The organism is Helicobacter ailurogastricus, assembly GCF_001282945.1.
Classification (GTDB): domain Bacteria; phylum Campylobacterota; class Campylobacteria; order Campylobacterales; family Helicobacteraceae; genus Helicobacter; species Helicobacter ailurogastricus.
Window position 1 is genome coordinate 416,686 of the sequence record NZ_CDMG01000009.1, and the last position, 21,245, is coordinate 437,930.

General features: G+C 47.7%; 21 protein-coding genes. 8 read left to right on the forward strand and 13 right to left on the reverse strand.

Annotation, left to right across the window (positions count from 1 at the left end):
* Positions 1-59 precede the first annotated feature (59 nt).
* Together HAL07_RS07430 and thiS are read right to left on the reverse strand one after the other, a co-directional pair.
* Complete coding sequence (locus tag HAL07_RS07430; protein WP_238374507.1) at positions 60-824, reverse strand: UDP-2,3-diacylglucosamine diphosphatase; 765 nt, start codon at positions 822-824, stop codon at positions 60-62.
* A 123-nt stretch (positions 825-947) separates the two neighbouring features.
* A complete protein-coding gene (gene thiS, locus HAL07_RS07435; RefSeq protein ID WP_053945601.1) occupies positions 948-1,148 on the reverse strand; it encodes a sulfur carrier protein ThiS in 201 nt (66 codons plus the stop codon).
* Between the two features lie 87 nt (positions 1,149-1,235).
* Between thiS and HAL07_RS07440 the strand changes: the two genes are divergently transcribed.
* A complete protein-coding gene (locus HAL07_RS07440; protein ID WP_053945602.1) occupies positions 1,236-2,369 on the forward strand; it encodes a glycosyltransferase family 10 domain-containing protein in 1,134 nt (377 codons plus the stop codon).
* A 73-nt stretch (positions 2,370-2,442) separates the two neighbouring features.
* On the opposite strand, the gene HAL07_RS08315 is transcribed toward HAL07_RS07440, so the two are convergent.
* Positions 2,443-4,557: a methyl-accepting chemotaxis protein gene (locus HAL07_RS08315; protein ID WP_053945603.1), complete on the reverse strand. Its 2,115-nt coding sequence runs from the start codon at positions 4,555-4,557 to the stop codon at positions 2,443-2,445.
* Positions 4,558-4,896: 339 nt separating this feature from the next.
* Here HAL07_RS08315 and HAL07_RS07450 point away from each other — a divergent pair, with 339 nt between their 5' ends.
* The 5 genes from HAL07_RS07450 to HAL07_RS07470 are packed head-to-tail and all read left to right on the forward strand — an operon-like array spanning position 4,897 to position 8,262.
* On the forward strand, positions 4,897-5,520 hold the full coding sequence (locus tag HAL07_RS07450; RefSeq protein ID WP_053945604.1) for an MBL fold metallo-hydrolase: 624 nt from the start codon (positions 4,897-4,899) through the stop codon (positions 5,518-5,520).
* A gap of 8 nt (positions 5,521-5,528) precedes the next feature.
* A complete protein-coding gene (locus tag HAL07_RS07455) occupies positions 5,529-6,299 on the forward strand; it encodes a HesA/MoeB/ThiF family protein (protein ID WP_053945605.1) in 771 nt (256 codons plus the stop codon).
* A 24-nt stretch (positions 6,300-6,323) separates the two neighbouring features.
* Positions 6,324-7,094, forward strand: coding sequence for a flagellar motor stator protein MotA (gene motA, locus HAL07_RS07460; RefSeq protein WP_053941396.1), 771 nt, complete (start codon positions 6,324-6,326; stop codon positions 7,092-7,094).
* Positions 7,094-7,861, forward strand: a complete 768-nt coding sequence (motB, locus tag HAL07_RS07465; RefSeq protein WP_053945606.1) for a flagellar motor protein MotB — start codon at positions 7,094-7,096, stop codon at positions 7,859-7,861. Before motA ends, motB begins: the two co-directional genes overlap by 1 nt.
* Positions 7,858-8,262 (forward strand): hypothetical protein, encoded by a 405-nt coding sequence (locus HAL07_RS07470; protein WP_202903495.1) that lies wholly within the window; start codon positions 7,858-7,860, stop codon positions 8,260-8,262. Before motB ends, HAL07_RS07470 begins: the two co-directional genes overlap by 4 nt.
* Here the strand turns inward: HAL07_RS07470 and HAL07_RS07475 are convergent.
* From HAL07_RS07475 to HAL07_RS07500, 6 genes are all read right to left on the reverse strand, one after another.
* Positions 8,246-8,977 (reverse strand): HpaA family protein, encoded by a 732-nt coding sequence (locus HAL07_RS07475; protein ID WP_053941398.1) that lies wholly within the window; start codon positions 8,975-8,977, stop codon positions 8,246-8,248. The two genes, HAL07_RS07470 and HAL07_RS07475, sit on opposite strands and share 17 nt — an antisense overlap.
* 108 nt (positions 8,978-9,085) lie before the next feature.
* Positions 9,086-10,525 carry a type I glutamate--ammonia ligase gene (gene glnA / locus HAL07_RS07480; protein ID WP_053941399.1) on the reverse strand — a complete coding sequence of 480 codons (1,440 nt, stop codon included), beginning with the start codon at positions 10,523-10,525 and terminating at the stop codon, positions 9,086-9,088.
* A gap of 41 nt (positions 10,526-10,566) precedes the next feature.
* Positions 10,567-12,621: a carbon starvation CstA family protein gene (locus tag HAL07_RS07485; protein ID WP_053945607.1), complete on the reverse strand. Its 2,055-nt coding sequence runs from the start codon at positions 12,619-12,621 to the stop codon at positions 10,567-10,569.
* An 81-nt stretch (positions 12,622-12,702) separates the two neighbouring features.
* On the reverse strand, positions 12,703-13,455 hold the full coding sequence (locus tag HAL07_RS07490; protein WP_156295960.1) for an outer membrane beta-barrel protein: 753 nt from the start codon (positions 13,453-13,455) through the stop codon (positions 12,703-12,705).
* A 267-nt stretch (positions 13,456-13,722) separates the two neighbouring features.
* A complete protein-coding gene (locus tag HAL07_RS07495; RefSeq protein WP_053945609.1) occupies positions 13,723-14,850 on the reverse strand; it encodes a GntP family permease in 1,128 nt (375 codons plus the stop codon).
* A gap of 9 nt (positions 14,851-14,859) precedes the next feature.
* Complete coding sequence (locus HAL07_RS07500) at positions 14,860-15,618, reverse strand: 3-hydroxybutyrate dehydrogenase (RefSeq protein ID WP_053945610.1); 759 nt, start codon at positions 15,616-15,618, stop codon at positions 14,860-14,862.
* A 563-nt stretch (positions 15,619-16,181) separates the two neighbouring features.
* Between HAL07_RS07500 and HAL07_RS07510 the strand changes: the two genes are divergently transcribed.
* Both HAL07_RS07510 and HAL07_RS07515 read left to right on the forward strand, forming a co-directional pair.
* The gene (locus HAL07_RS07510) at positions 16,182-17,036 is read left to right on the forward strand and encodes a menaquinone biosynthesis family protein (protein ID WP_053941406.1); all 855 of its coding nucleotides are present in this window, start codon (positions 16,182-16,184) and stop codon (positions 17,034-17,036) included.
* A gap of 9 nt (positions 17,037-17,045) precedes the next feature.
* Positions 17,046-17,957, forward strand: a complete 912-nt coding sequence (locus HAL07_RS07515) for an alpha/beta fold hydrolase (protein WP_202903496.1) — start codon at positions 17,046-17,048, stop codon at positions 17,955-17,957.
* Here HAL07_RS07515 and flhB read toward each other — a convergent pair.
* The 4 genes from flhB to HAL07_RS07535 are packed head-to-tail and all read right to left on the reverse strand — an operon-like array spanning position 17,954 to position 21,188.
* Positions 17,954-19,009: a flagellar biosynthesis protein FlhB gene (flhB, locus tag HAL07_RS07520; protein WP_053945612.1), complete on the reverse strand. Its 1,056-nt coding sequence runs from the start codon at positions 19,007-19,009 to the stop codon at positions 17,954-17,956. The genes HAL07_RS07515 and flhB overlap by 4 nt on opposite strands.
* Positions 19,002-19,559, reverse strand: coding sequence for a molybdenum cofactor guanylyltransferase (locus HAL07_RS07525; RefSeq protein ID WP_156295961.1), 558 nt, complete (start codon positions 19,557-19,559; stop codon positions 19,002-19,004). The genes flhB and HAL07_RS07525 overlap by 8 nt, the downstream gene beginning before the upstream one ends.
* A complete protein-coding gene (locus HAL07_RS07530) occupies positions 19,559-20,365 on the reverse strand; it encodes a DNA-methyltransferase (RefSeq protein WP_053941410.1) in 807 nt (268 codons plus the stop codon). The genes HAL07_RS07525 and HAL07_RS07530 overlap by 1 nt, the downstream gene beginning before the upstream one ends.
* Positions 20,358-21,188: a type II restriction endonuclease gene (locus tag HAL07_RS07535; protein ID WP_053945614.1), complete on the reverse strand. Its 831-nt coding sequence runs from the start codon at positions 21,186-21,188 to the stop codon at positions 20,358-20,360. The genes HAL07_RS07530 and HAL07_RS07535 overlap by 8 nt, the downstream gene beginning before the upstream one ends.
* Positions 21,189-21,245: the final 57 nt, after the last annotated feature.

Sequence of the window (21,245 nt, forward strand, 5' to 3'; positions counted from 1 at the left end):
CGCCATCCCCATTTCACAAAATTTAAAAGGGCTTTAATTCTAGCTTATTTTCTCTTAGTTTAGCGCAGGGCTGGGTGGATAATCCAGTCCAAACCCCCCAATTCTGTAATCTCTTTCGTGCAGTAAAAGGAGGGCAGACCCACATACAACGGGCTTTCTTGGGGTTTGTGGATGCGCCCAATGTGAAAGTGCCCCTCGATGACACCGCTTAAAGGTGGTGTGCCGTTTTTACACAAAGTGTATTGTTCTAGCCGCGCCGTGGCAAAGCGTGTAAAATCTAAATCGCTTTGGGGGAAGTTTTTAATTTTTTTGGCATAAATGGGCGTGCTAACGAGCGCGTAAAGGGGACGAAAACGGGCTAAAAAACCTAAAGATCGCAGGCTCAAGCCATTTAAGAGCAAGCGGATATACAAACCATACCCAAAGCCTAAAAACAAATCCCCATGCGCGAGGCAATAGATTTTATTTTTGTGCGTAAAGGCCACGGGTTGCGTGCCCCTAGGGTAGATTGTGGCGTTTTTCAGCTGGGGCAAAGAGCGCAAGCCAAAGTCGTGGTTGCCCTCAAAGTAAAAAACGGGGATTTGTCGGCTCAAAGACTCTATTTGCTCTAAAACACATGGGGCGTGGCTTTGCACCACGCTGCCCACTAAAATTTGGAAAATATCGCCCATCAAAAAAAGCTGGCTAGGCGGACGGGCTCTAATCTTTTCCAAAAAATGAGGCAAATCTGCCATGCCCTCTTGGTGGTGGGCATCGGCGATAAAAAGCGCGCCCTCTAAAATTTGGGGCAAGACGAAAGCAGAGCGCGGGCGATCTTTAAACAATGGCAACTTTTTAGTAAAAGGCATTTTTAAACAAAGGCGATCCTCTATGTCTTAAAGGCGGTGGCAACACCAGCCCTAAAACGATTGAGGGAGGCGGTTGCCGGCTGAAGGCGGTTGATAATATCAACCGCCTCCCATAAACTGCAAACACTCTAGGCGGTCGTTTTCTTTTAAGGGCGTTGTGCTCCACTTCTCTTTTTTCACCACCGACTCGTTTAAAGCCACCGCACACACCTGCGCCTCAATGCCCAACTCTTTAACGGCGGTGCCGATGTCTAGGGGCTTGTCAAATTCCCTTGCCTGCCCATTGATGAAGACTTGCATATCAATCCTTTGGCTAAATAAGCCCCCATTATAACAAAAACTCCTAAAAACTCCATGCTATAATTCTTAAAAACGCTAAGGTTTGTCGTGTTTGCTCCGCTCTTAAGAGTTTTTATTGAGTCTAGTCAGCTAAAAAATGCCCCGGTTAAAAAGCCGATCGCAATTGGGGTTGCCAATTGGTTTGCCGGCGACACTTTAGGGAATTTTAAGAGTTGGTTTTTCTACCACATTCTAGCCACACAACACGACATCACCCTCACCACGAGCCCTAAAGATCCTTGTGCTCTCGTTTTTGGCGCTTCTTTTAGAGAAGAGGGGTATCATTTTTTTAGAAGTATCTTGGACTTCCCCCAAAAGCGCATAGGGCACACGGGCGAAAACGAGCGCATCGATTTTAATGTTTATGACTTTGGCATGGGATTTGATGAGATTGAATTTAACGATCGCTATTTACGCGTGCCTTTGTATTATCTCAACTTATGGCAGATGCATGCAAATCTTTTAAAACACACAAACACCCCTTTTCATTTAGAAACCACAAACCCCACTAAGGCAGACTTTCAAAAAGTCCATCCCCAAATAGATAGCCTCGCACGAGAACAAAGCGACCCACTCAAACGAGGATTTGCGAGTTTTGTGGCCTCTAATCCTAATGCACCTATCCGCAATGCTTTTTATCAAGAATTAAACACCTACAAACCGGTTGCGGGGGGGGGGGTGTTTAACACGATCGGGCACTTGGTGCAAAACAAACACGAGTTCATCAGCGGGTATAAATTTAATCTGTGCTTTGAAAACTCAATAGGCTTAGGTTACACCACAGAAAAAATCATAGACGCTTACTTTGCCCACACCATCCCCATTTACTGGGGCAATCCTGAAGTGGCTAAAGATTTCAACCCGAAGAGTTTTGTCAATGTCCATGATTTTAAAGACTTTAAAGAAGCCCTAGACTTTATCCGCTATTTAGACACCCACGACAACGCCTATTTAGACATGCTGCATGCCCACCCATTAAACACTTATGAGGGCAAGCCTAGATTTTATCAAGATTTGAGCTTTTCTAAAATCTTAAACTTTTTACAAAACGCCATAGAGTGTCCGCACCTTTATCACGAACACACAAGCTTTAACCACACGGGCACTTCCTTAAAACACGCCTTTTTAAGCAAACTTACACAAATTAAGGCCAAGTTCTCCCGCGCACAAGACACTAGGTGAGGGCAAACAGAGCCACAGACTAGATCTTAGGTGCAAGTCTTAAGTGGCTCATTCAAGTTGCCCCATTCCTGTCTTAAAACTTCTTCTTATTGACATCGTCAAAAATTTCCTTAGCGATGTCATCGACTTTTTGGGTGATCTGATCGGTGTCTTGGGCGATTTGGGCGTTCTTTTGCACCACAACTTCTAATTGCTCGACCGTTTCATTGACCGCTTCAATCCCACTGGCCTGCTCTTGGACATTGGCAACAATCTCATTGATGCTTTGGATCAATAAATTAGCATTGGCCTCGATCTCGCCTAAAGATTTCCCGGTCCTCTCGGCTAATTTTCTCACTTCATCAGCCACCACCGCAAAGCCCCTCCCGTGCTCGCCCGCTCTGGCGGCTTCAATGGCGGCATTTAAGGCCAAAAGATTGGTTTGATTCGCGATGTCTTGGATGATGCCAATGATGTTTTTGATCTCTTGGGCCTGCTTGGTGATCTCTGTGGTTTGGGTGCTGGTGTTTTGCATAAAAGCAGTGATTTGGGCAATTTTTTTGGCTGTCCCCTCTAGGGAGTTGGATTGCTCCACACTGCTTTGCGAGAGAGCTTGCATGGATTCTCTTAAGATGGCACTCTGGGAGGACAATTCTTTGGCAAAAGCAAAAGAGGCACTCAGCATCTCGCGGATGTCTTGGCCTAGCATATTCGTGGTGATCTCCACCGCGCCCTTAGCCTCTGGGATTTCAGCCGTGAAGTCAAATTTCTTGTAAGCTTCAAAAACGGCGTTGATGGTCTGCATATTGCGCCCCACCTTGCTCTCTAGGGTGTCTAACATGGTGTTGAGTACATTTTTAAGTTCTTTAAGCTGGGGGTTAGCAGGGATTTGTGTGATTCTTGCGCTCAAATCGCCCGACTCGATGATCTTAGCCGTGCTGACTGATTGGGACACTGCCTGCTCGTCCTCTTGCAAAGATTTTTGGATGTTTTGGATATTGGCATTGATGACACTCACCATCTGCCCCAATTCGTCATTGCTTTGCGTCTTTAAGGGCTTCAGGGAGACTTTTTCGTGGTTTAAAAACCTAAAAAAAGTAACCAAGCCCTCCAACACGACAGAGAGGCGCGCAGAGATGATTTTATTGGCCAAAAACGCCACGCACACCCCCGCGGCAATGAGAGAACAAACAGCGGTCACGATGATAAGTCTTGCAAGCTCGTTTCTAGGCTTAAAAATGGCCTCTTTAGTGGCGACAATAAAGACCGACCAAAACTGATCGATGCCGCGCCACACCTTAAAATTCACCAATCCAATGAAAGATTCTTGGTGTCTAATATTCATATAAGGAAACACCCCTTCTTTGTGCTCTTTTGCAGCTTCTAAAATGGCCTCTGTCAAAGGGCCCGGATTGACTTCAATCAAGGGTTTTCCAATCATTTTGGTGTCCGGGAAAGCGGCAACCTTGCCCGTAGGGGAAAGCACTGCGATGATGTCCCCCCGATAAACCGAGCTGTTTTTATCCAAGATGATCTCTTGGCGCATTTTAGCAAGATCGATGGCAACGCTGATAAACCCTACCACTTGTTTTTGTTTATTTCTAATGAGGACGGTGGCGATGACGGTGCTTATCTCCTTGCCTGCAATGTTGATGTGCATCGGCTCACTCACCGCGTCTTTATTCTTCTGCAACACTTCTTGGATGTGGGCGCTGTTAAAAACACTGGCACTCTGCTGGGCAGAGAGGGAAATCACCCCTCCTGCGTGTCCCATATCGGTGTCCTCAAAAGCCAAATAGAAACCTTTAGAATCAAGGTGTTTTGCTTCTTCTGGCTGCAAAATTTTAGTGCGCGAATCTTTAAAGACGGCGCGTGGAAGGTAAAGAAAACAATAGTCTGACCAATTGGCCTCGTCAAAAGCAGTGCTCACAAAATTAGACAATTCATCTTCGTATAAGGAGTTGTTGGCAATGGAGGCTTGAATCGTCTCTCTTAGGGTTTCTAGAAGGGCAAAACTTTGGCCAAAGGCGGGGATGATGCGATTAGCGTGCCTCTCGGCAACATTGTAGAGGGTTTTGTAAGCCTCTTCTTGCAGAGTTTCAGAAGACTTGTGGGTGATCACTAAGGCCAAAACGATAAAGATGACCAGTAAAACTGCAATGATTAAACCAACGAGCTTTGTGCCAATCCTGACATTAGATAAATTCATAAGCCATGCCTTTCATTCCTAAATTACAGCGCTATGCTTTTTTGACTCCACTCCACACCTATGTTTAATAAATAGTAATTTTAAATACAAAATTCTAATGCAAGGCAACCAATTGTATAGGGTTACCCTACAATGAGTCAAGCCACGCTTTTACAATCTGCCATGCCATTCTTTTAGACTTTAACCCTAAAATTTTTGTCAATCTTCTATGATTTTAAAGACTTTAAGGATTTTAAAGAAGTCCTAGATTTTATCCGCTATTTTGCAAAATGCGCTAGAGTACTCCTATGTTTATCAACTGCGGGTTTAACTTTAGGCAAATTTTGCTAAAATGGAAAAATGTTTGAAATCAAAGTGCAGGCTTTTGGCAACACACAAACAAATTGTTATGTCTTGCAATTGGCACAGGGCGATTTGGTGATCGATCCGGGCTTTCAGGCCAGCTCGTGGGTGCAAGAGCAGGCCAAAAACCCCCTAGCCATCCTCATCACACACGGGCATTACGATCACATTTGGGACGCGCCCGCCTTAAAGCAAGCATGGGCTAGCGTGCCTTTGTATATGCCTAAAGAGGACATTTTCATGCTCACCACAGATTGTTTTCATTTAGGCCAGCCCACTTGCAAAGAGGCAGACATCCAGCCCATTGAGGGGCATAAAAGGAGCCATTCTTTTGAGGTGGAGGGGGTCAAGATCACTTATTGGCACTTTCCCGGGCACACCCCGGGGTGTAGTGTCATCGAAGTGGGGGGGGTGTTTTTTAGCGGGGATTTTATCTTTCACAGAAGCATCGGCCGTTACGACTTCCCCTACTCCAACCCCAAAGACATGAAAGAGTCTTTAGAGCGTTTTTACGCACTAGATAGGCCAGATTGCCCCATTTACCCCGGGCACGGGCGCGCCACAAGCCTAAAGGCCGAGCAGCCCCACATGCCCGCGTGGATTGCACACATCACTTCTTAAGGAAAGCTATGACAGAGAGCCAAAAAGAACGCTATAAACGGCATTTAATGTTAGAAGATGTGGGCGAGGAGGGGCAGGAAAGGTTGTTGCGTGCGAGCGTGCTTGTCATTGGAGCCGGGGGGCTTGGCTCGCCCAATTGTTTTTATTTGGCCGCAGCGGGCATCGGGCGCATTGGGATTTTGGACTTTGACATCATTGAGTTGAGCAACCTGCAGCGCCAAATTTTACACACCACGCCCGAGATTCACAGCTCTAAGGTCAAGTCTGCTGAGCGCAAAATGCTGGCCTTGAATCCTGAAGTGCAAGTTGAAACCCATTTTGAGAGACTCACCGCCGCCAATGCTTTGCACCTGATTCAAGACTACGATTTTGTCATCGATGCAACCGACAACTTCGCGGGCAAGTTTTTGATCAACGATGCCTGTGTATTGGCAAACAAGCCTTTAAGCCACGCCGGCATTTTCAAGCACCACGGACAAACCATCACGATTTTGCCTAGAAAGAGCGCGTGTTTTGCCTGTATTTTTGACAAACCCCCGAGTGTGGAGCTTAACAGCGTGTTTAAGGCGGGGTTATTCGGGGTGGTGCCCGGGGTTGTGGGTTGCATCCAAGCGTCTGAAGCGATCAAATATTTTCTAGGTTTCCCCCTACTCACTAACCAGCTCTTGCATGTGGATACCAAAAACATGGATTTTAGAAAAATCAGTGTCCAGCGCAACGAAGAGTGCCGGGTGTGCGGAAAACATGGCATACAGGCTTTAACGGATTATCCGCAGTAGATTTTAAAGAAAGGGTAGTTTTTCATGGATTTGTCATCAATCCTAGGTGTGGTCTTGGCGATTGCATCCATTGCAGTGGGGGATATTTTAGAGGGGGGCAACCCTGCCCATGTTATACACATAAGCTCCTTAATCATTATCATCCCCACGACCTTGTGCGCGGCGATGGTGGGCACCCACGCCCGCCATGTCAAGGCAGCCTTTAAAGAGATTAAAATTGTGTTTTTAAACCCCAAAGTGAATTTACAAGACACGATTAAAAACATCGTGGAGCTCTCCACCATGGCAAGAAAAGATGGGGTGCTCTCGCTCGAGTCTAGAGTGGCACAGATTGAGGACGACTTCACCCGCAACGGCTTTTCGATGATCGTGGATGGCAAGGACATTAAATCCGTGCAAGAGAGCCTAGATGTGGCAATCGAAGAGTTAGAAGAGTATTACCACGGGGCAGCACACTATTGGATCACCGCGGGCGAGTCCTCCCCGACCTTTGGGCTTGTAGGGGCGGTGCTGGGGCTGATGTTGGCGCTGCAAAAACTAGACAACCCCCCAGCAATGGCAGCAGGCATCGCGGGGGCTTTCACCGCCACGGTGACGGGGATCATGTGCTCTTACGCCCTCTTTGGCCCCTTTGGCAATAAACTTAAAAACAAATCTAAGGACATTTTAAAAGAAAAGGTGATGATTTTAGAGGGCATTATCGGGATTGCCAACGGAGACAACCCTAGGGATTTAGAAATGAAGTTATTAAACTACATTGCTCCCGGCGAGCCTAAAAAATCGCAGTTTGAATAATGGCAAAGAAAGCAAAAAAGGTCGAGTGTCCCGTTGGGGAGCGCTGGGCGGTGCCTTATGCGGACTTTTTGTCCTTGCTGCTCGCGCTTTTCATCGCCCTTTACTCGATCACCGTGGTCAATAAAGCCAAGGTCAAGGCCTTAAAAAAAGAATTTATTAAGATTTTTGACTACACCCCTGTGCCCGATTCCATGCAACCTGTGATTCAAATCCCCCCCGCCCCGGGTGAAACCCAAAGCAATGTAGACGAAGAGAAAGAATCCTCAGAGCGCTCCAACCGCTCACAGATAACAATCATCAAAGTGGGGGAGGGCTCGATTTTAGAGCAAACCGATCAGGGGGCTGTGCTTAAATTGCCCTCTAGTTTGCTCTTTGAAGACCCCTATGGCGATAAGATCAACGCCGGCATGCGTGAGTACATCCACCGCATCGCCAAAATCATCAAACTCTTGCCAGACCAAGCAGAAATCAATGTACGCGGTTACACCGACAACACCCCCTTACCCGCTTCTAGCCATTTTAAAGATCACTACGCCCTTGCGGCAAGCCGCGCCTACAAGGTCATGCAAGCCTTGTTAAGTGATGGCATTAATCCACAAAAGCTTTCTTTCACCTCCTATGGCAAAAACGACCCCATCATGCCTAATGACAGCGTAGAAGATCGCATGCGCAACAACCGCGTAGAGATCTATTTTTCCACCAACCACCAAAATGTCGAAAAAATCCGCTCCATTTTAGATCGCAACATCAACAGGAGCAATGATTGAAAGCCCTTGCGCTTGGTTTGCTCTTAAGCCCCCTGCTGGCTTTACCCACCGGCGAACAACTCTTAAGAGAAGAGCAGATGCAACAGCCTAGAGCCCCTTTAAGTGCGGTGTTTTTTAGCCAAAAACAGCCCTACACCTCTTGGACAAGAGATTATGGGGTGTGGCAAACCAAGCACATTTTAGAGATCAAAGCCCTAGTTAAAAGAGTGCATATCAATAAAATTATTCTCAACCGGGGGCGTTGCGCCCTCTTGCCTATCTTGCCCAGCTTCGTGCTGAATTTTGGCGAAAAAATGGACTACGAAGTTTTTTGTGAGGGGTCCTTAAGGGTGGAGGTGGATACAGATTTTGGAGCGCAAGTTTTCCACTTGCGCGAAGACCTGCCTAACGACCCTTCTTAAATTTTTCCACCAAGTAGCGGTAACCTGTGAGCTGGTCAGGGTCTAAGGTTTGACTGATTCTATGCACTCCCTGCGCATAGATTTGCATTAAAATTTGGTAAACATTGCTGTCAAAGCCCTCCCCGCGGATGGGGGTCACTACACTTGTAGGCATATACCCCCCAGAAACGCCGCGCTCTTGACGCACGGTTACAGGGGTGCGGACTTGATAACCGGGCAACTCTAAACTCGCCATATTCAAGGGTTTTTTGCTCTTAGGCTCTAAAACTTTTAAGGTCAAATACCCCATGGACAAATTCGCGTTTTTGCCCTCCAAGCCGCCATTTCTTAGCCTATCCTCCTTTAAGCTGATGTCCTCCAAGACTTTCACAGACCCGCTCACCTCTATGAGGGCGTAACCCTGCTCTTGCTGAGTGGGGCTTAAGGGGAGTGTAACCTCTTGCACGCTAAAACCACGCCTTGTTAAGATTGCCTTGATCTGATCGCGCATAGACTCTTTAAAGCCTTGTTGCATACTCACCGGCACGGTTTTACTAAAGCTGATGGCAAGTGGGGGGATCAAAACCAATAAATGGTTTTTAGGCTGGGGCTTTTCGCTCTCCTCGTAGTAAGAAAAGGGAATCGGGCCTTGCTCGTGTTTGTCTGCTACCTTAGGCGCACAGCCAAACCCTAACAAGCCCGCCAATGCTAATGGTAAAAATGTCGTTTTTTGCATGTTCTCCTCAATGTTTTTTTAAAAAACGCCAAAGGCTTTTAAGCAAGCGGGTGAGCGCTTTAAGCTTTTTATAATTGTCATAAAAAGACCCGCCCCGGCGTTTAGGCATTAGCAAGAATAGGTGGTTTTAAACTCAAAGGGGTGGGGGCGGCTCTCCCAAGGAAAGACTTCTGAGCGGAATTTAAAGCTCTGGTAAGCTTGGATAAACTCCTCTGTAAAGACCTCCCCCTTTTTTAAGAACTCTTTATGCACCAACATCTCTTCTAGCGCGCTTCTTAGAGTGTGGGGGAGCTGTTTAATCCCCTTGTCCCTGATTTCATCCAAAGTGAGCTGAAAGAGGTTGATGTCCATAGGCGCACCCGGATCGCTTTTTTGCGCCAGCCCATCCAAGCCGGCCATTAAAATCGCCGCAAAGGCTAGATAGGGGTTAGAAGAGTTGTCGGGGAATCGAAACTCAAAGCGCGCCGCCTTGCCCTTCACCCCATAGGGGATCCGTACGCTGGCACTCCTATTTTGCGCTGAATAGGTCAAGATAGAAGGGGCTTCAAAGCCGGGGATCAAGCGCTTGTATGAATTGCTAGACGCGTTGGTGAAAGCCGCTAAACTTCTAGCATGCCCTAAAACTCCTCCCAAAAAATGCAAGGCCATTTGGCTTAGATTTTTATAAACATCGCCACTAAAGAGATTCTCGCCATTTTTCCACAAGCTCACATGCGTGTGCATGCCACTACCATTATCCCCGTGTAGGGGTTTTGGCATGAAAGTGGCGGTTTTGCCATTTAAATGGGCGACCATTTTCACCACATATTTGAGTTTTTGCACATTGTCCGCCGCCTCGACCAACTCCCCAAAGCGCACGCCGATCTCGCCCTGTGCCTGCGCCACCTCGTGATGCACGACATAGGTTTCTAACCCCACTTGGTTTAACACCTTAACGATCTCGGCGCGAATATCCATCATCGTGTCGGTGGGGGGGGTGGGTAAATACCCGCCCTTGTGTCCCGTGCGGTGCCCAAAATTCACGCCCCCCTCAAAACTGCGATCCCGGTTCCACTCGCCCTCTTCACTATCAATTTCGTAATACTGGCAGTTTGCGCTGTTTTTGATTTTAATGGAGTCGAAGATAAAAAACTCATTTTCTGCTCCAAAGTAGGCCATGTCCGCGATGCCTAAGTTTTGCAAATGCCTGAGTGCTCGCTTGGCAATGCTTCTAGGGCATTTCTCATAATCCTGCTCTTTATAGACATCCCACACATCACAAAACACCACCACCGTGATGTCTGCGCTAAAAGGGTCTATGAAGTAGCGGATCAAGTCTGGTTTTAAGATCATGTCTGACCTGTCAATGCTCTGCCACGCCTTGATTGAGCTGGCATCAAAGGGGATGCCCTTTTGCAACAAATCCTTATCCACCCCCCCGATAAAGTAGCCCATGTGATTCCAAGTCCCCTTCACATCAGTAAAGCGAAAATCCACAAATTCCACTTCTTTTTCTTTGCAAAAGGCAAAAAATTGCTCTACATCGGCATCGCTGTTATGAATATCCATACCATTCCTTAATTTTTTACTCCATTTTAACATGCCTAGCATTAAGACACAGCCACAAATGCGCTTTCGGCCAGAGGCGGGGCGATGCGCCCCTTGTAGGCATTCAAGCAAATGCGCGCGCTCGCCACGAGCACCAACAACGCCACGAGCATGAAAAACACGCACAAAATCGCGTCTATGCTGTGGTTAAAAATGGCCTGCTTGAGTAGGCTAGCTTGCTTAGGGTCTGTGGCGTGGGTGAGCTTTTCGCTTAAAATTTGGGCGGTAGCGACATGCGACACTTTGTTTAAAATAGGATCCGTGCCTTTAGGCAACACCTTTAAAATCCCGCTGTAAAAGGTGATGAAGAGGATAAAAACAGCCGGTAGAGCACTCACCAAAGCGTGTCTAAAGCGCCCCATTTTAAATAAAACCGTGGTGCCAAGAAGCAACGCCATGCCTGCGAGCATTTGGTTGCTCACGCCAAAGAGCGGCCATAGGGTGTAAATGCCCCCTTTAGGATCGATCGTGCCTTGATACAAAAAATATCCCCAAAGCCCGACTGCCAATAAAGTCGCCACAATGCCCGCCGCGTAAGAATTGGTGTTGCCTAAAGGCTTGTAAATATGCCCTAAAATGTCTTGGATCATGAAGCGGGCGGTGCGCGTGCCCGCATCCACAGCGGTTAAAATAAATAAAGCTTCAAAGAGGATCGCAAAGTGGTACCAAAACGCCATCACGCTAGGATGCCCCACGACTTTATACACGAGCAAACTAAGCCCAATGGCAAAGGTGGGCGCGCCTCCCGTGCGGCTTAAGATGCTTTGCTCGCCGATGTGCTTAGTGATGCTTGTAATCTCTTGGGGGGTGATTTGAAAGCCCCAAGAGTTGATCACCCTAACCGCTTGGGCGATGTCGCTGCCAATCGTGCTTTGGGGGGCGTTGATCGCAAAATACAGCCCCGGGTGTAAAATGCCCGCCATTAAAAGCGCCATTAAGGCGACCACAGACTCCATCAGCATCGAGCCATAGCCCACTAAACGGGCGTGGCTCTCTTTGGCGATGATCTTAGGCGTGGTGCCCGAGGCGATCAAGGCGTGAAACCCGCTGATCGTCCCACAGGCGATGGTGATGAATAAAAAGGGAAAGAGCGCGCCCGCAAAGACAGGCCCGCTCCCATCCACAAAGTGCGTGAGTTTGGGTAAGTGCAAAGGCGGGGCGACAACAACAAGGGCTAAAGCCAAGATCAACACGACCCCGATTTTTAAAAAAGTGCTTAAATAATCCCTAGGCGCGAGCAAGAACCACACGGGCAAAATCGAGGCCACAAAGCCGTAAGCGATGATGATCCACGCTAAAGAGCTGGCCTTAAGGGTGAAGTAAGAGGCCAAAGTGGGATCGTTAGCCACCACCTTGCCATAATAAATCGCTAAGAGCAAGAGTGCAAAGCCAATCAGCGAGCTTTCGAGCACTTTGGGGCGCAAAAAGCGCATGTACAGCCCCATAAAAATAGCAATGGGGATCGTGCAAGCGATCGTAAAAAGCCCCCAAGGCGAGTGGGCGAGGGCTTTAACCACCACCATCGCCAAAATGGCGATGATGATCACCATGATCCCCAAAGTCCCCAACATGGCAAACCAACCCACAAAAGGACCCATTTCATCCTTGATCATCTCCCCTAAAGAGCGGCCACTTCTGCGCATGGAGCAAAAGAGCACGATAAAGTCATGCACGCAGCCGCCTAAAACACTGCCGATCAAAATCCACAAAATGGAGGGCAAATAGCCCATTTGGGCGGCTAAAATAGGCCCGACCAAAGGCCCCGCCCCTGCGATGGCGGCAAAGTGGTGCCCAAAGGTGATCGCCTTGTGCGTGGGGACAAAGTCGCGCCCATCGTTAAAGACACAGGCAGGCGTGGCGCGCTTGTCATTCAGACACAGCACTTGATACGCCACAAAATGGCTGTAAAAGCGATACCCTAAACTATAAATACACACCGCCGCACACACGAGCCAAAGCGTGTTGATGCTCTCGCCCTTATGCAAAGCCAACACGCTAAGAGCCACAGCCCCCATAATCGCCACTAGCCCCCAAAGCAAGGCCTTGAATTGTTGCATGGTGCTCCCTTAGCAAAAAGCAAAGTCTAACACAAGGGGGTAAATTTAAACAGGTTTTGGCGTGTAGGGCGTGTTTTTAACTCAAAATGTGTAGAAATAATGCGCAAAAAGAGCGATCCCGCGCTTTAAGAAAATGCGGGCTTTACCATTTTTGCCATAAATGCCCCACTTGTTTTTGTCTTCCTCGGTGTAGTAGGTGTGCTCTAAAAAGGGAAAGCGCACCCCCACTTCAAAGCTTTGGTGCTTAGAGAGTTGCACCCTAAAGCCCCCTTGCACCGCCACTTGAAAGCTAGGCATCTCATAAAACTTTGCGTCATTGCCCATAGAGTTGGCGATCGCAGCGTTGTTTTTCCACACCACATCCGCACTCACGCAGTCTTTAGGCTGTGAGGGGATTTGGGTTTGGCAGAGTTTGGCCGCATACGCCCTGCCAAGAAGCCAGCTTTGCCCGCCAATCATCCCGCCCACAAAGACCCCTAAGCTGTGATCGCCCCTATCGTAAAAATTAGACAAAATGTCGATCCCTGCCCCATAAAAAAATGTGGCGGCGTTTTGTGTGGCACTTGTCATTTGGGCGTGGCGATCAAAGGTTAAGTAGTTATACCCCCCATCCATCCCATTGGCAAAGGCAAAGTAACGCAAGCCAAAGAGTCTAGGCTTGCCAAAGAATTGTTTGTAGCCCAGCATAATCTCCCCCCCATAGAGCGCACCGCTGTGCTGCTGGCTATGTGTGGTGCTCTCATCGGGCACGGGGTCTAGGGTGTGTGTGCCATCAATGGGGATGGTAAAATCCAAATTACGGGTAAAGTGGTTGTAAATAAATCCGCCCCCCATGAAAAACCCGTTTTTTTCCGCAAGCAGAGGGGAAAAGAGCAACAAAGCCACCGATGATAAAATCCGATTCTACCCCCACCTTTAACACTAAAATCCATGCCTATCCTCACCTATGCAATAAGATCTGAGATTAACATAAATCCACCCATTAAGCGATGGGTGTTGTGGCTTGGCACTAAAAAGGTGGGATCAAGATTAAATTAAGCTTTTTTAAAAACGCCCCACAGACACAAGCGGTGTTAGCCACTTTATCCACCACAAAAGGCCTTAATACACCCCAAAACTGGCTAAGACCATCCCCACCACTAGGGCAAAGACGGGAATCACCACGGCCACAACGGCGATGTCTTTATAGCTGCGCTTGTGATCCATTTGTGTGATGGCAAGCAAAGTGAGCACGGCCCCGTTGTGGGGCAGAGCGTCTAGTCCCCCAGAGGCAACAGAAGCAACTCTGTGCAAAAGTTCTAAGGGGATGTGCGTGCTTAAGGCTAATTTGGCATACTCTGCGCCCAACGCTTCTAGGGCAATACCCATACCACCCGAAGCTGAACCTGTGGCCCCGGCCAAGATGTTGATCGTGATGGCCTCACAGATTAAGGGGTTGGATTTAGCGCTTAAAAAGTGCTGGGCTAAAGTGTGGAAACTGGGCATCACCTTCACCACAGAGCCAAAGCCCACAGCCGCGCAGGTGTTGATGAGAGCCAAGATCGAATCTTTGGCCCCGGCATTGATCGCGCCAACAAAGCGTTTGTATTGCCCCACGCTTAACATTAAAATCAGGCCAATCCCACCCAAAAGGGCGTAGATGATGGACAAAGAGAACACGTTTAAGGCGCACACCACGCACAAAAGGGGTAAAAGAGAGAGCCAAACGGGCGGAGTGTTGGCGCTTAGTGTCTGCTCTTGTTGGCTGGGCGCATCGTAGCTTTCGCCCAAAGCCTGATAACGCCTCTCTTGTCTTCTTAGGTACAAATAACCCCCAACAAACATCACTAAAGCACAGACAACTTGGAATAGGGATAGGGACAGGGGATAAACACAAAACACAACCACAAACAAACTCACGCCCCCATAAGTGAGCAGGGCGCAGGCTAAAACCACCCCCAAAATGGCACGCTTTTGCCCAAGTGTTTTGGCAATGAGTCTAGCGATTGCGCTTGCCATGCCACTCATCTCCATTAATTTACCAAAGATGGCCCCGAGCATAAAAACGGGAAACCACACCTTAGCAAAGGCACAAAACCCGCCCATGTAAGTTTGGGTGTAGGTTTCTAGCCAGTCTAGCCCACCGGTCAGTGCCACCACCCCCGCCGCAATGGGCGCAACCCACACAATCGACCAACCCAAATAAGCCAACACCATTAAGACAACTAGGCCTAAGAGAATGCCCCACATACACGCCCTTTATTGTGCGGTGTAACCGCCATCGATCACGCAGGCCTGCCCCGTGATGTTCTTGCCTGCATCGCTGACTAGAAACAGGGCATATTGGGCGATGTCCTCAATGGCGATGAGGCGCTTTTGGGGGATGAGGGGGTAGATGATCTTTTCTAGGGCCTCCTCTTGGCTTATTTGGCGGGTTTTAGCCAAGTCGGCTAATTGGTTGCGCACCAAAGGGGTATCCACATAGCCCGGACAAAGGGCGTTGGCCGTGATGTTAAAGGGCGCTCCCTCTAAAGCGCAAACCTTTGTAAGCCCGATGAGTCCGTGTTTGGCGCTGTTGTAGGCCGCCTTGCCCGCAAAGCCCACTAGACCATTGATAGAGGCCATGTTGAGGATGCGCCCAAATTTTTGCGCTTTCATGATGGGGAGAGCATATTTGGTGAGCATAAAAGGGCCTACAAGTTCCACTTTGAGCATCTTTTCAAAAATGTCTGTGGGAAAGTCCTCTATGAAAGCCACATGCTGGAAGCCGGCGTTGTTGATGAGAACATCCACTGCATTAAAGGCCTTTTGGGTTTGGGTGATGAGGTTTTGACAAGAATCTTCGTTTGCAACGTCGCAGGGGATAAAACGGGCATTTTTGGATGGGGTGGTGCTCGCCACTTGCTCTAAGGCTTCTTGATTAAAATCCGAAAAGACCACTTGATGACCCTCTTTTAAAAAAGCTTGCGCCACGCCTAGTCCAATCCCGCTGGCACTTCCCGTAACCACAACAACCATGCGCGATCCTTTCGATTTTTAGGAATGCTAACCACCTTAAAACAACACGCAGATTTTAAGATGGGTTTTTAGTGGATGAAAGAAACCGCTTGTTGAAATTTTACACAAATCCCCAATCTACTGGGGTGGTTTCGATAGCAAGCCCCACCCCAAAAGTGGGCTTTAAAGCCGCGGCCTATAAGATTTGTTAAAAAATGCCAAAAGCACTTAGGTTAGGGGGTTTGCGCCCTAAAGAGACCCGCGCACTTAAACTGAAGTCAAGGGCATCTTATCCAACTAATCGACATATTCTGTTGTACACCAATTATTACCCCCTAAAGTGCGCTCCGCTAATCTTTTTAGAGTGTTGTTCCACACATTTTCGCCTCCATCAAAGTCCCCGCTCAAACACCCACACACAAAGTTGAAATCATTGTACATAATGCTCCCATACTCTTTGCGTGTGCCGACCATGCCAAGCGCACGCTCGCACACTTCTTGTTAAAACAAATGGGCCTTGATCTCTCTTGGGTCGTATTAAAATAGAGTAAAACAAGCTAAAATGATAGAAAAAAGAAGAATACATGTTAAGCATTGCCCACAGCCCCGATGCGGATGATATTTTTATGTTTTATGCCCTTGCCTTCGGGTGGGTCAATTTTCCTAAGCCTTTCACACACCACGCCCTAGACATTGAAACTTTAAACGAGCAAGCCCTCAAAGGCACGCACGCCATCAGCGCGATTAGCTTTGGGCTCTACCCACTCATCAAAGACCATTACGCCCTATTGCAACCCGCCACAAGTTTTGGACAAGGCTATGGGCCTAAGCTGGTTAGGCGCAAGGACAAGCCCTTAAAAAAGAATTTTAAAGTGGCTCTAAGTGGGCGTTACACCACAAACGCCCTGCTCTTTCGACTTTACTACCCACAAGCCAGAGTGGTGTATAAGAATTTTTTAGAAATTGAAAAAGCGGTTTTGAGTGGTGAAGTGGATGGGGGGGTGTTGATACACGAGAGCATTTTAGACTTTCACCCTGATTTGGTGGTGGAAAAAGAGATTTGGGAAGTGTGGTGTGAGCTCTCTGGCTCTCATTTACCCCTGCCTCTAGGGGGCATGGCTTTGCGCCGCTCAATCCCTTTAACTCAAGCAATCCACATGCAAAAGGCTTTGACTCAGGCGATTGTCATTGCTCTAAAACACCAAGAATTATTGGCAGACATGCTCTTAGAAAGGCATTTAGTGCGGGTCAATAAAACGCATTTAAACACTTATCTTAGCATGTATGCTAATGAAAACTCTTGCGCCTTGAGCGCGGAGCAGATGGCGGGCATCGATGCGCTTTTTGCTTTGGGCTTTAAACACGGGTTTTATCCCGAGCCCATCACTTGTCAAGATCACTTGATTCCCGACTTGTATGAAAATTTGCGCTTCTCTTAAAGGATGGTTATGGTGTCTAAGAATCAACGCATCAACAGCGACAACCCCCCTTATTTAGAGCTCTACTTTGATCGCTATGAGCCTGAAGAGTCTAGGGGAGTGGTGGTGCAAATTGCCACGGGCATGGTGGAGCATAAGGAGCATTATAAATGGGTCGCTAACGAGTTGTGCGCCAGAGGGTATGTGGTCTTTGTGGCCGATCACAGAGGGCATGGACTGAGTGTTTTAGAGGATAAAAGCGAAATTTATTGGGGAGAGATGGGGGAACATGGCTTTGAGTGGGCGGTAAAGGACATGGTAAAGCTGGCCCGCCACATTAAAACCCTCTATCCCACGCATAAGCTGGTGCTTTTAGGGCATAGCATGGGCTCTTTACTGGCGAGGCGGTGGGTGCAACACAATTACTACCCCCTAGACGCTTTAATTTTAACGGGTACGCCCTCTCCCTTTTGGGGTTTGAGATTTTGCGCCTTTTTGCTAAAAACTTTGGGCCGTTTTAATGTCCGCTTGAAAGCTGGGGTCAATACCCTATTTAGTTTGCACCCAAAGATACGCCGTTATCAGGGCAACTGGGTTTGTAAAAACACGGCGGCGTTGAAACTTTTACGCATCGATCCTGCCTCGCGCTTTTTATTCAGCACAAAGAGTTTTGCGCTCTTGGTTGAGGGGGCTTTTATGGTGTTTCACACCCACGCCTACGGGCGCAAAGATTTACCCATTTTGTTTTTGAGCGGGCTAGATGATGTGTGCGGGGGTTTTGGTGTGGGCGTGGTGAAAGCGCACCACTGCCTAGAAAAACAAGGTTTTAAAGACATAGAATTGCGCCTTTTTTCTAAAGATCGCCACAAAATCCTAGATGAGACCGACAAGCAAGTGGTGTTAGAAAGTTTGCTTAAATGGCTAGAGAGCAAGGGGCTTTAGCGGTTTCTCATTTGCTGGATGTGCGCTACTTGGGCAAACACAATCGCCACCGCCTCAAACAACACTTTAGGGATCACCTCATCAACATCCACATCTTGGTAAAGTTGGCGGGCAAGTTTGGGGTTTTCGATGATCTCGATTTCATGCTCTCTTGCCACGCCCTTAATGCGGATGGCTAAGTGGTCAATGCCCTTAGCCACCACCACAGGGGCGGGGTCATCCTCCTCAAAGCGCAGAGCCACGGCGTAGTGCGTGGGGTTTGTCACAACCACATTTGCGCTAGGAATCGCCGCCATCATTTTACTCATCGAGTTTTTCAACATAAGTTGCTTGATTTTTGCCTTGATCTCAGGGTTGCCTTCTTGTTGCTTGTATTCGTCCTTGACCTCTTGTTTTGTCATTTTAAGCGACTCGATGTATTGTCTGCGTTTGAGCATAAAATCGAGCAACGAAGCCACTAAAAACAAAAACAACAAACTGGCAATGACTTCTAAAGCCTTGCTTCTAAACCACAGCAGCTGGTCTTTATAACCCACTTGCGCCACGCCCATGATCTCATCCACAAAAGAATACACCAAGACAAAACCCAAAATAAAGGCGATAAAAACTTTTGTGGTGATGAGTAGCCCGTCTAAGAGTCGTTTTAAACTAAAGAGGTTTTTAAAGCCCGTGATGGGGTTGATCTTGCTCCATTTGGGCGCAATCGCCTTGGGGCTGAATAAAAAACCAAATTGCAAGACATTGGCCAAAAAGGCGATAAATCCCACTAAAAAGAGAAAGGGCAACAAAATCCATAGGGCATCTTTGAGAAGTTGCAAGCACAGCACATATAAATTGTGCGGGCTAAAGTCTAGCTTGATCCAGTGCAAAGACTCTCTAAACATGCTCTCAAACCCTTCAAGCCAGAACTTAAAAAGCGCAAAAATCCCCCCAAAGCTGCCAAGCAAGCCCAAAAACCCTAAAACCTCAATGCTCTTAGCCACATTGCCCTCTTCGCGGGCTTTTTCTATCTTTTTAGCTGAGGGGAGCTCGGTTTTTTCTTCTTCAGCCATTTAACGCCTCTGTATAGTCAGTGTAGGTGTTTAAATTGCTAAACTCTTTGCTCTCTTGCACTTCTACCCCAAAGCCTATTTGTTGGAAGAGCGCCCCCACTTTCTCTTGCCCGCTTGCCAACGCCTCTTTTAAGTAGCTCAAGGCGGTCAGTTGGCATAAATTAGGCAAATAAAAACCCTCAGCACTTTTTAGATAAATGAGGCAGGCTTTAAGGCGGTTTTCATAGAGTTTTAAAAGACTCTCTTTAGAAATAAAGGGCATATCCACGGGGATAAAAATGAGGGGGGCTTTAAGCGTGGATAAAGCGTGCGCCATCCCCACTAAAGGGTTAAAATGGCTCGTTGCCTCGATCAAATACGCGGCCTTAAAAGAGTAGGGCTGTTTGCAAGAGATATAGACTCGTTGAAACCATTGTTTGAGCTTAGTGTGCTGGTGCTCTAAAAGCGTGGTGTCTTTAAAGGGCAATAAAGCTTTGTCAAACTGCTGCCCTTGCATTTGCATACGGCTACTTCGCCCCCCGCAGAGCAACACGCAGCTAAGTTCTTGCACTAGGCGATCCACTTAGAGATTTTTTTAGACAGCTCGCCAAAGCGCATGTCTAAATCCTCTTTGCGCTTAATGGCAAGTTGTATAAACTCAAACTCCCTTTCAATCCCCACAAAGGATCGCCCGAGTAAATTTGCCGCAATGCCCGTAGAGCCTGAGCCACTAAAAGGGTCGCAAACCAAACTTTCTTCATGGCTTGCCATTAAAATCAAGCGGCTAAGAAGGCTTAGGGGCTTTTGCGTGGGGTGCTTGCCTAATTGTTTCTCCCAAGGGGCAATGGCGGGTAAAGTCCATACATCGCGCATTTGTTTATTGCCGTTTAATTCTTTCATGCGCTTGTAGTTAAAAATGTGAGCGTGCTTGGGGCTCTTTCTTGCCCAAAGGATTTGCTCGCTGGCATGCACTAAGCTGCGGCAAGAAAAATTAGGCGGGGGGTTGCTCTTATGCCATGTGATGAGGTTTAAAAGTTTAAAGCCCAGAGATTGTAAAGCAAGCCCCAAAGAAAAGAGATTATGGTAAGTCGCGCTGATCAATAGACTCCCCGCGGGCTTTAGGGCCTCTTTGGCAAGGCCTAGCCACTCCACATTAAAGGCGTGCATGTGCTCTAGCCCTTGGCTTTTGTCCCACTCTCCCTTATTGACGCTCACGATTTGCCCGCTTTGGACACTAAGTCCGCCGTTTGAGAGAAAATAGGGCGGATCGGCAAAGATCAAATCCACTTGTCCTTGCAAATGGGGCAACACTTCCCTACAATCCCCGCAATAAAGCTGGAATTTTTGATCTAAGCTGGTGAAAGCGGGTTTAAGCATGGCTTAACTCGTCTAATAAAGTGTCTAGCTGGCTTAGGTTGTAAAGGCGCACGCTCTTATAGGCTTCTTGGAGTTTATTTTTGGCGTCCAGCCACCCCTGTCCGTCTGTGATCCAAATAAATTCTTTGTGTGGGTCGTTGGCAAAACGGGGGGCGAGTTCTTGATAAGCCCGAGCGACTTCGTTTAACTTGCTCCCCCCGCTGCTGTAAAAATTGCACTCAATAAAATAAGTCGTCCGTTTGCCAAAGACCACAAAGTCAAATTTCTTAATATCGCTGCCAAAACTCTCATGCAAGGCGGCAAACTCTTTAACGCTCACCTGTGCTTTAAAATTTAACTTGGCTTGTTTGAAGGCGTGTTCTAGGTGTTGCTCCATTAGGACCCCGCTGCGGTTCTTACGCGCATTGCTGTCTAGGCCAATCTCAATCCCTAAAATCACATCGTTTAAGTCTTTGATCTGATGCGCGCCAAAGATTTTTAAAAGCCCGCTCTCTTGTAAAAGCGTGCAAATGCCCTCAGGGCTTTGTAAATACTCTTGCAGGGTTTTTTCTTGGCTGGCGTGGCGCACAATTTCGTTAGGGTTTCTCATGGCAAGCAACAAAGGCAAAATTGTAAAGGCATGGGGGCACTCTTTAAAAAGTTGCGCCACTTTTGCAGCCAAGTCTGGCGCGCTCACCCCGAGCAAAGAGTTTAAATGGTTGGCATAAATGCGGGTTTTTTCTCGGTTGTTGAGGCATTTTTGCCAATCCACGAAAAAATCTAAGGAGCGGTTGGTTTTTTGCAGAGTGGCTAAAAAATCTATAAAAGGCGTGGGGTTTGTCATCGATTTCCTTAAAAATGTCTAGGCTGTGCGTGAGCCCTTAAAATTTCAGCCTAAATT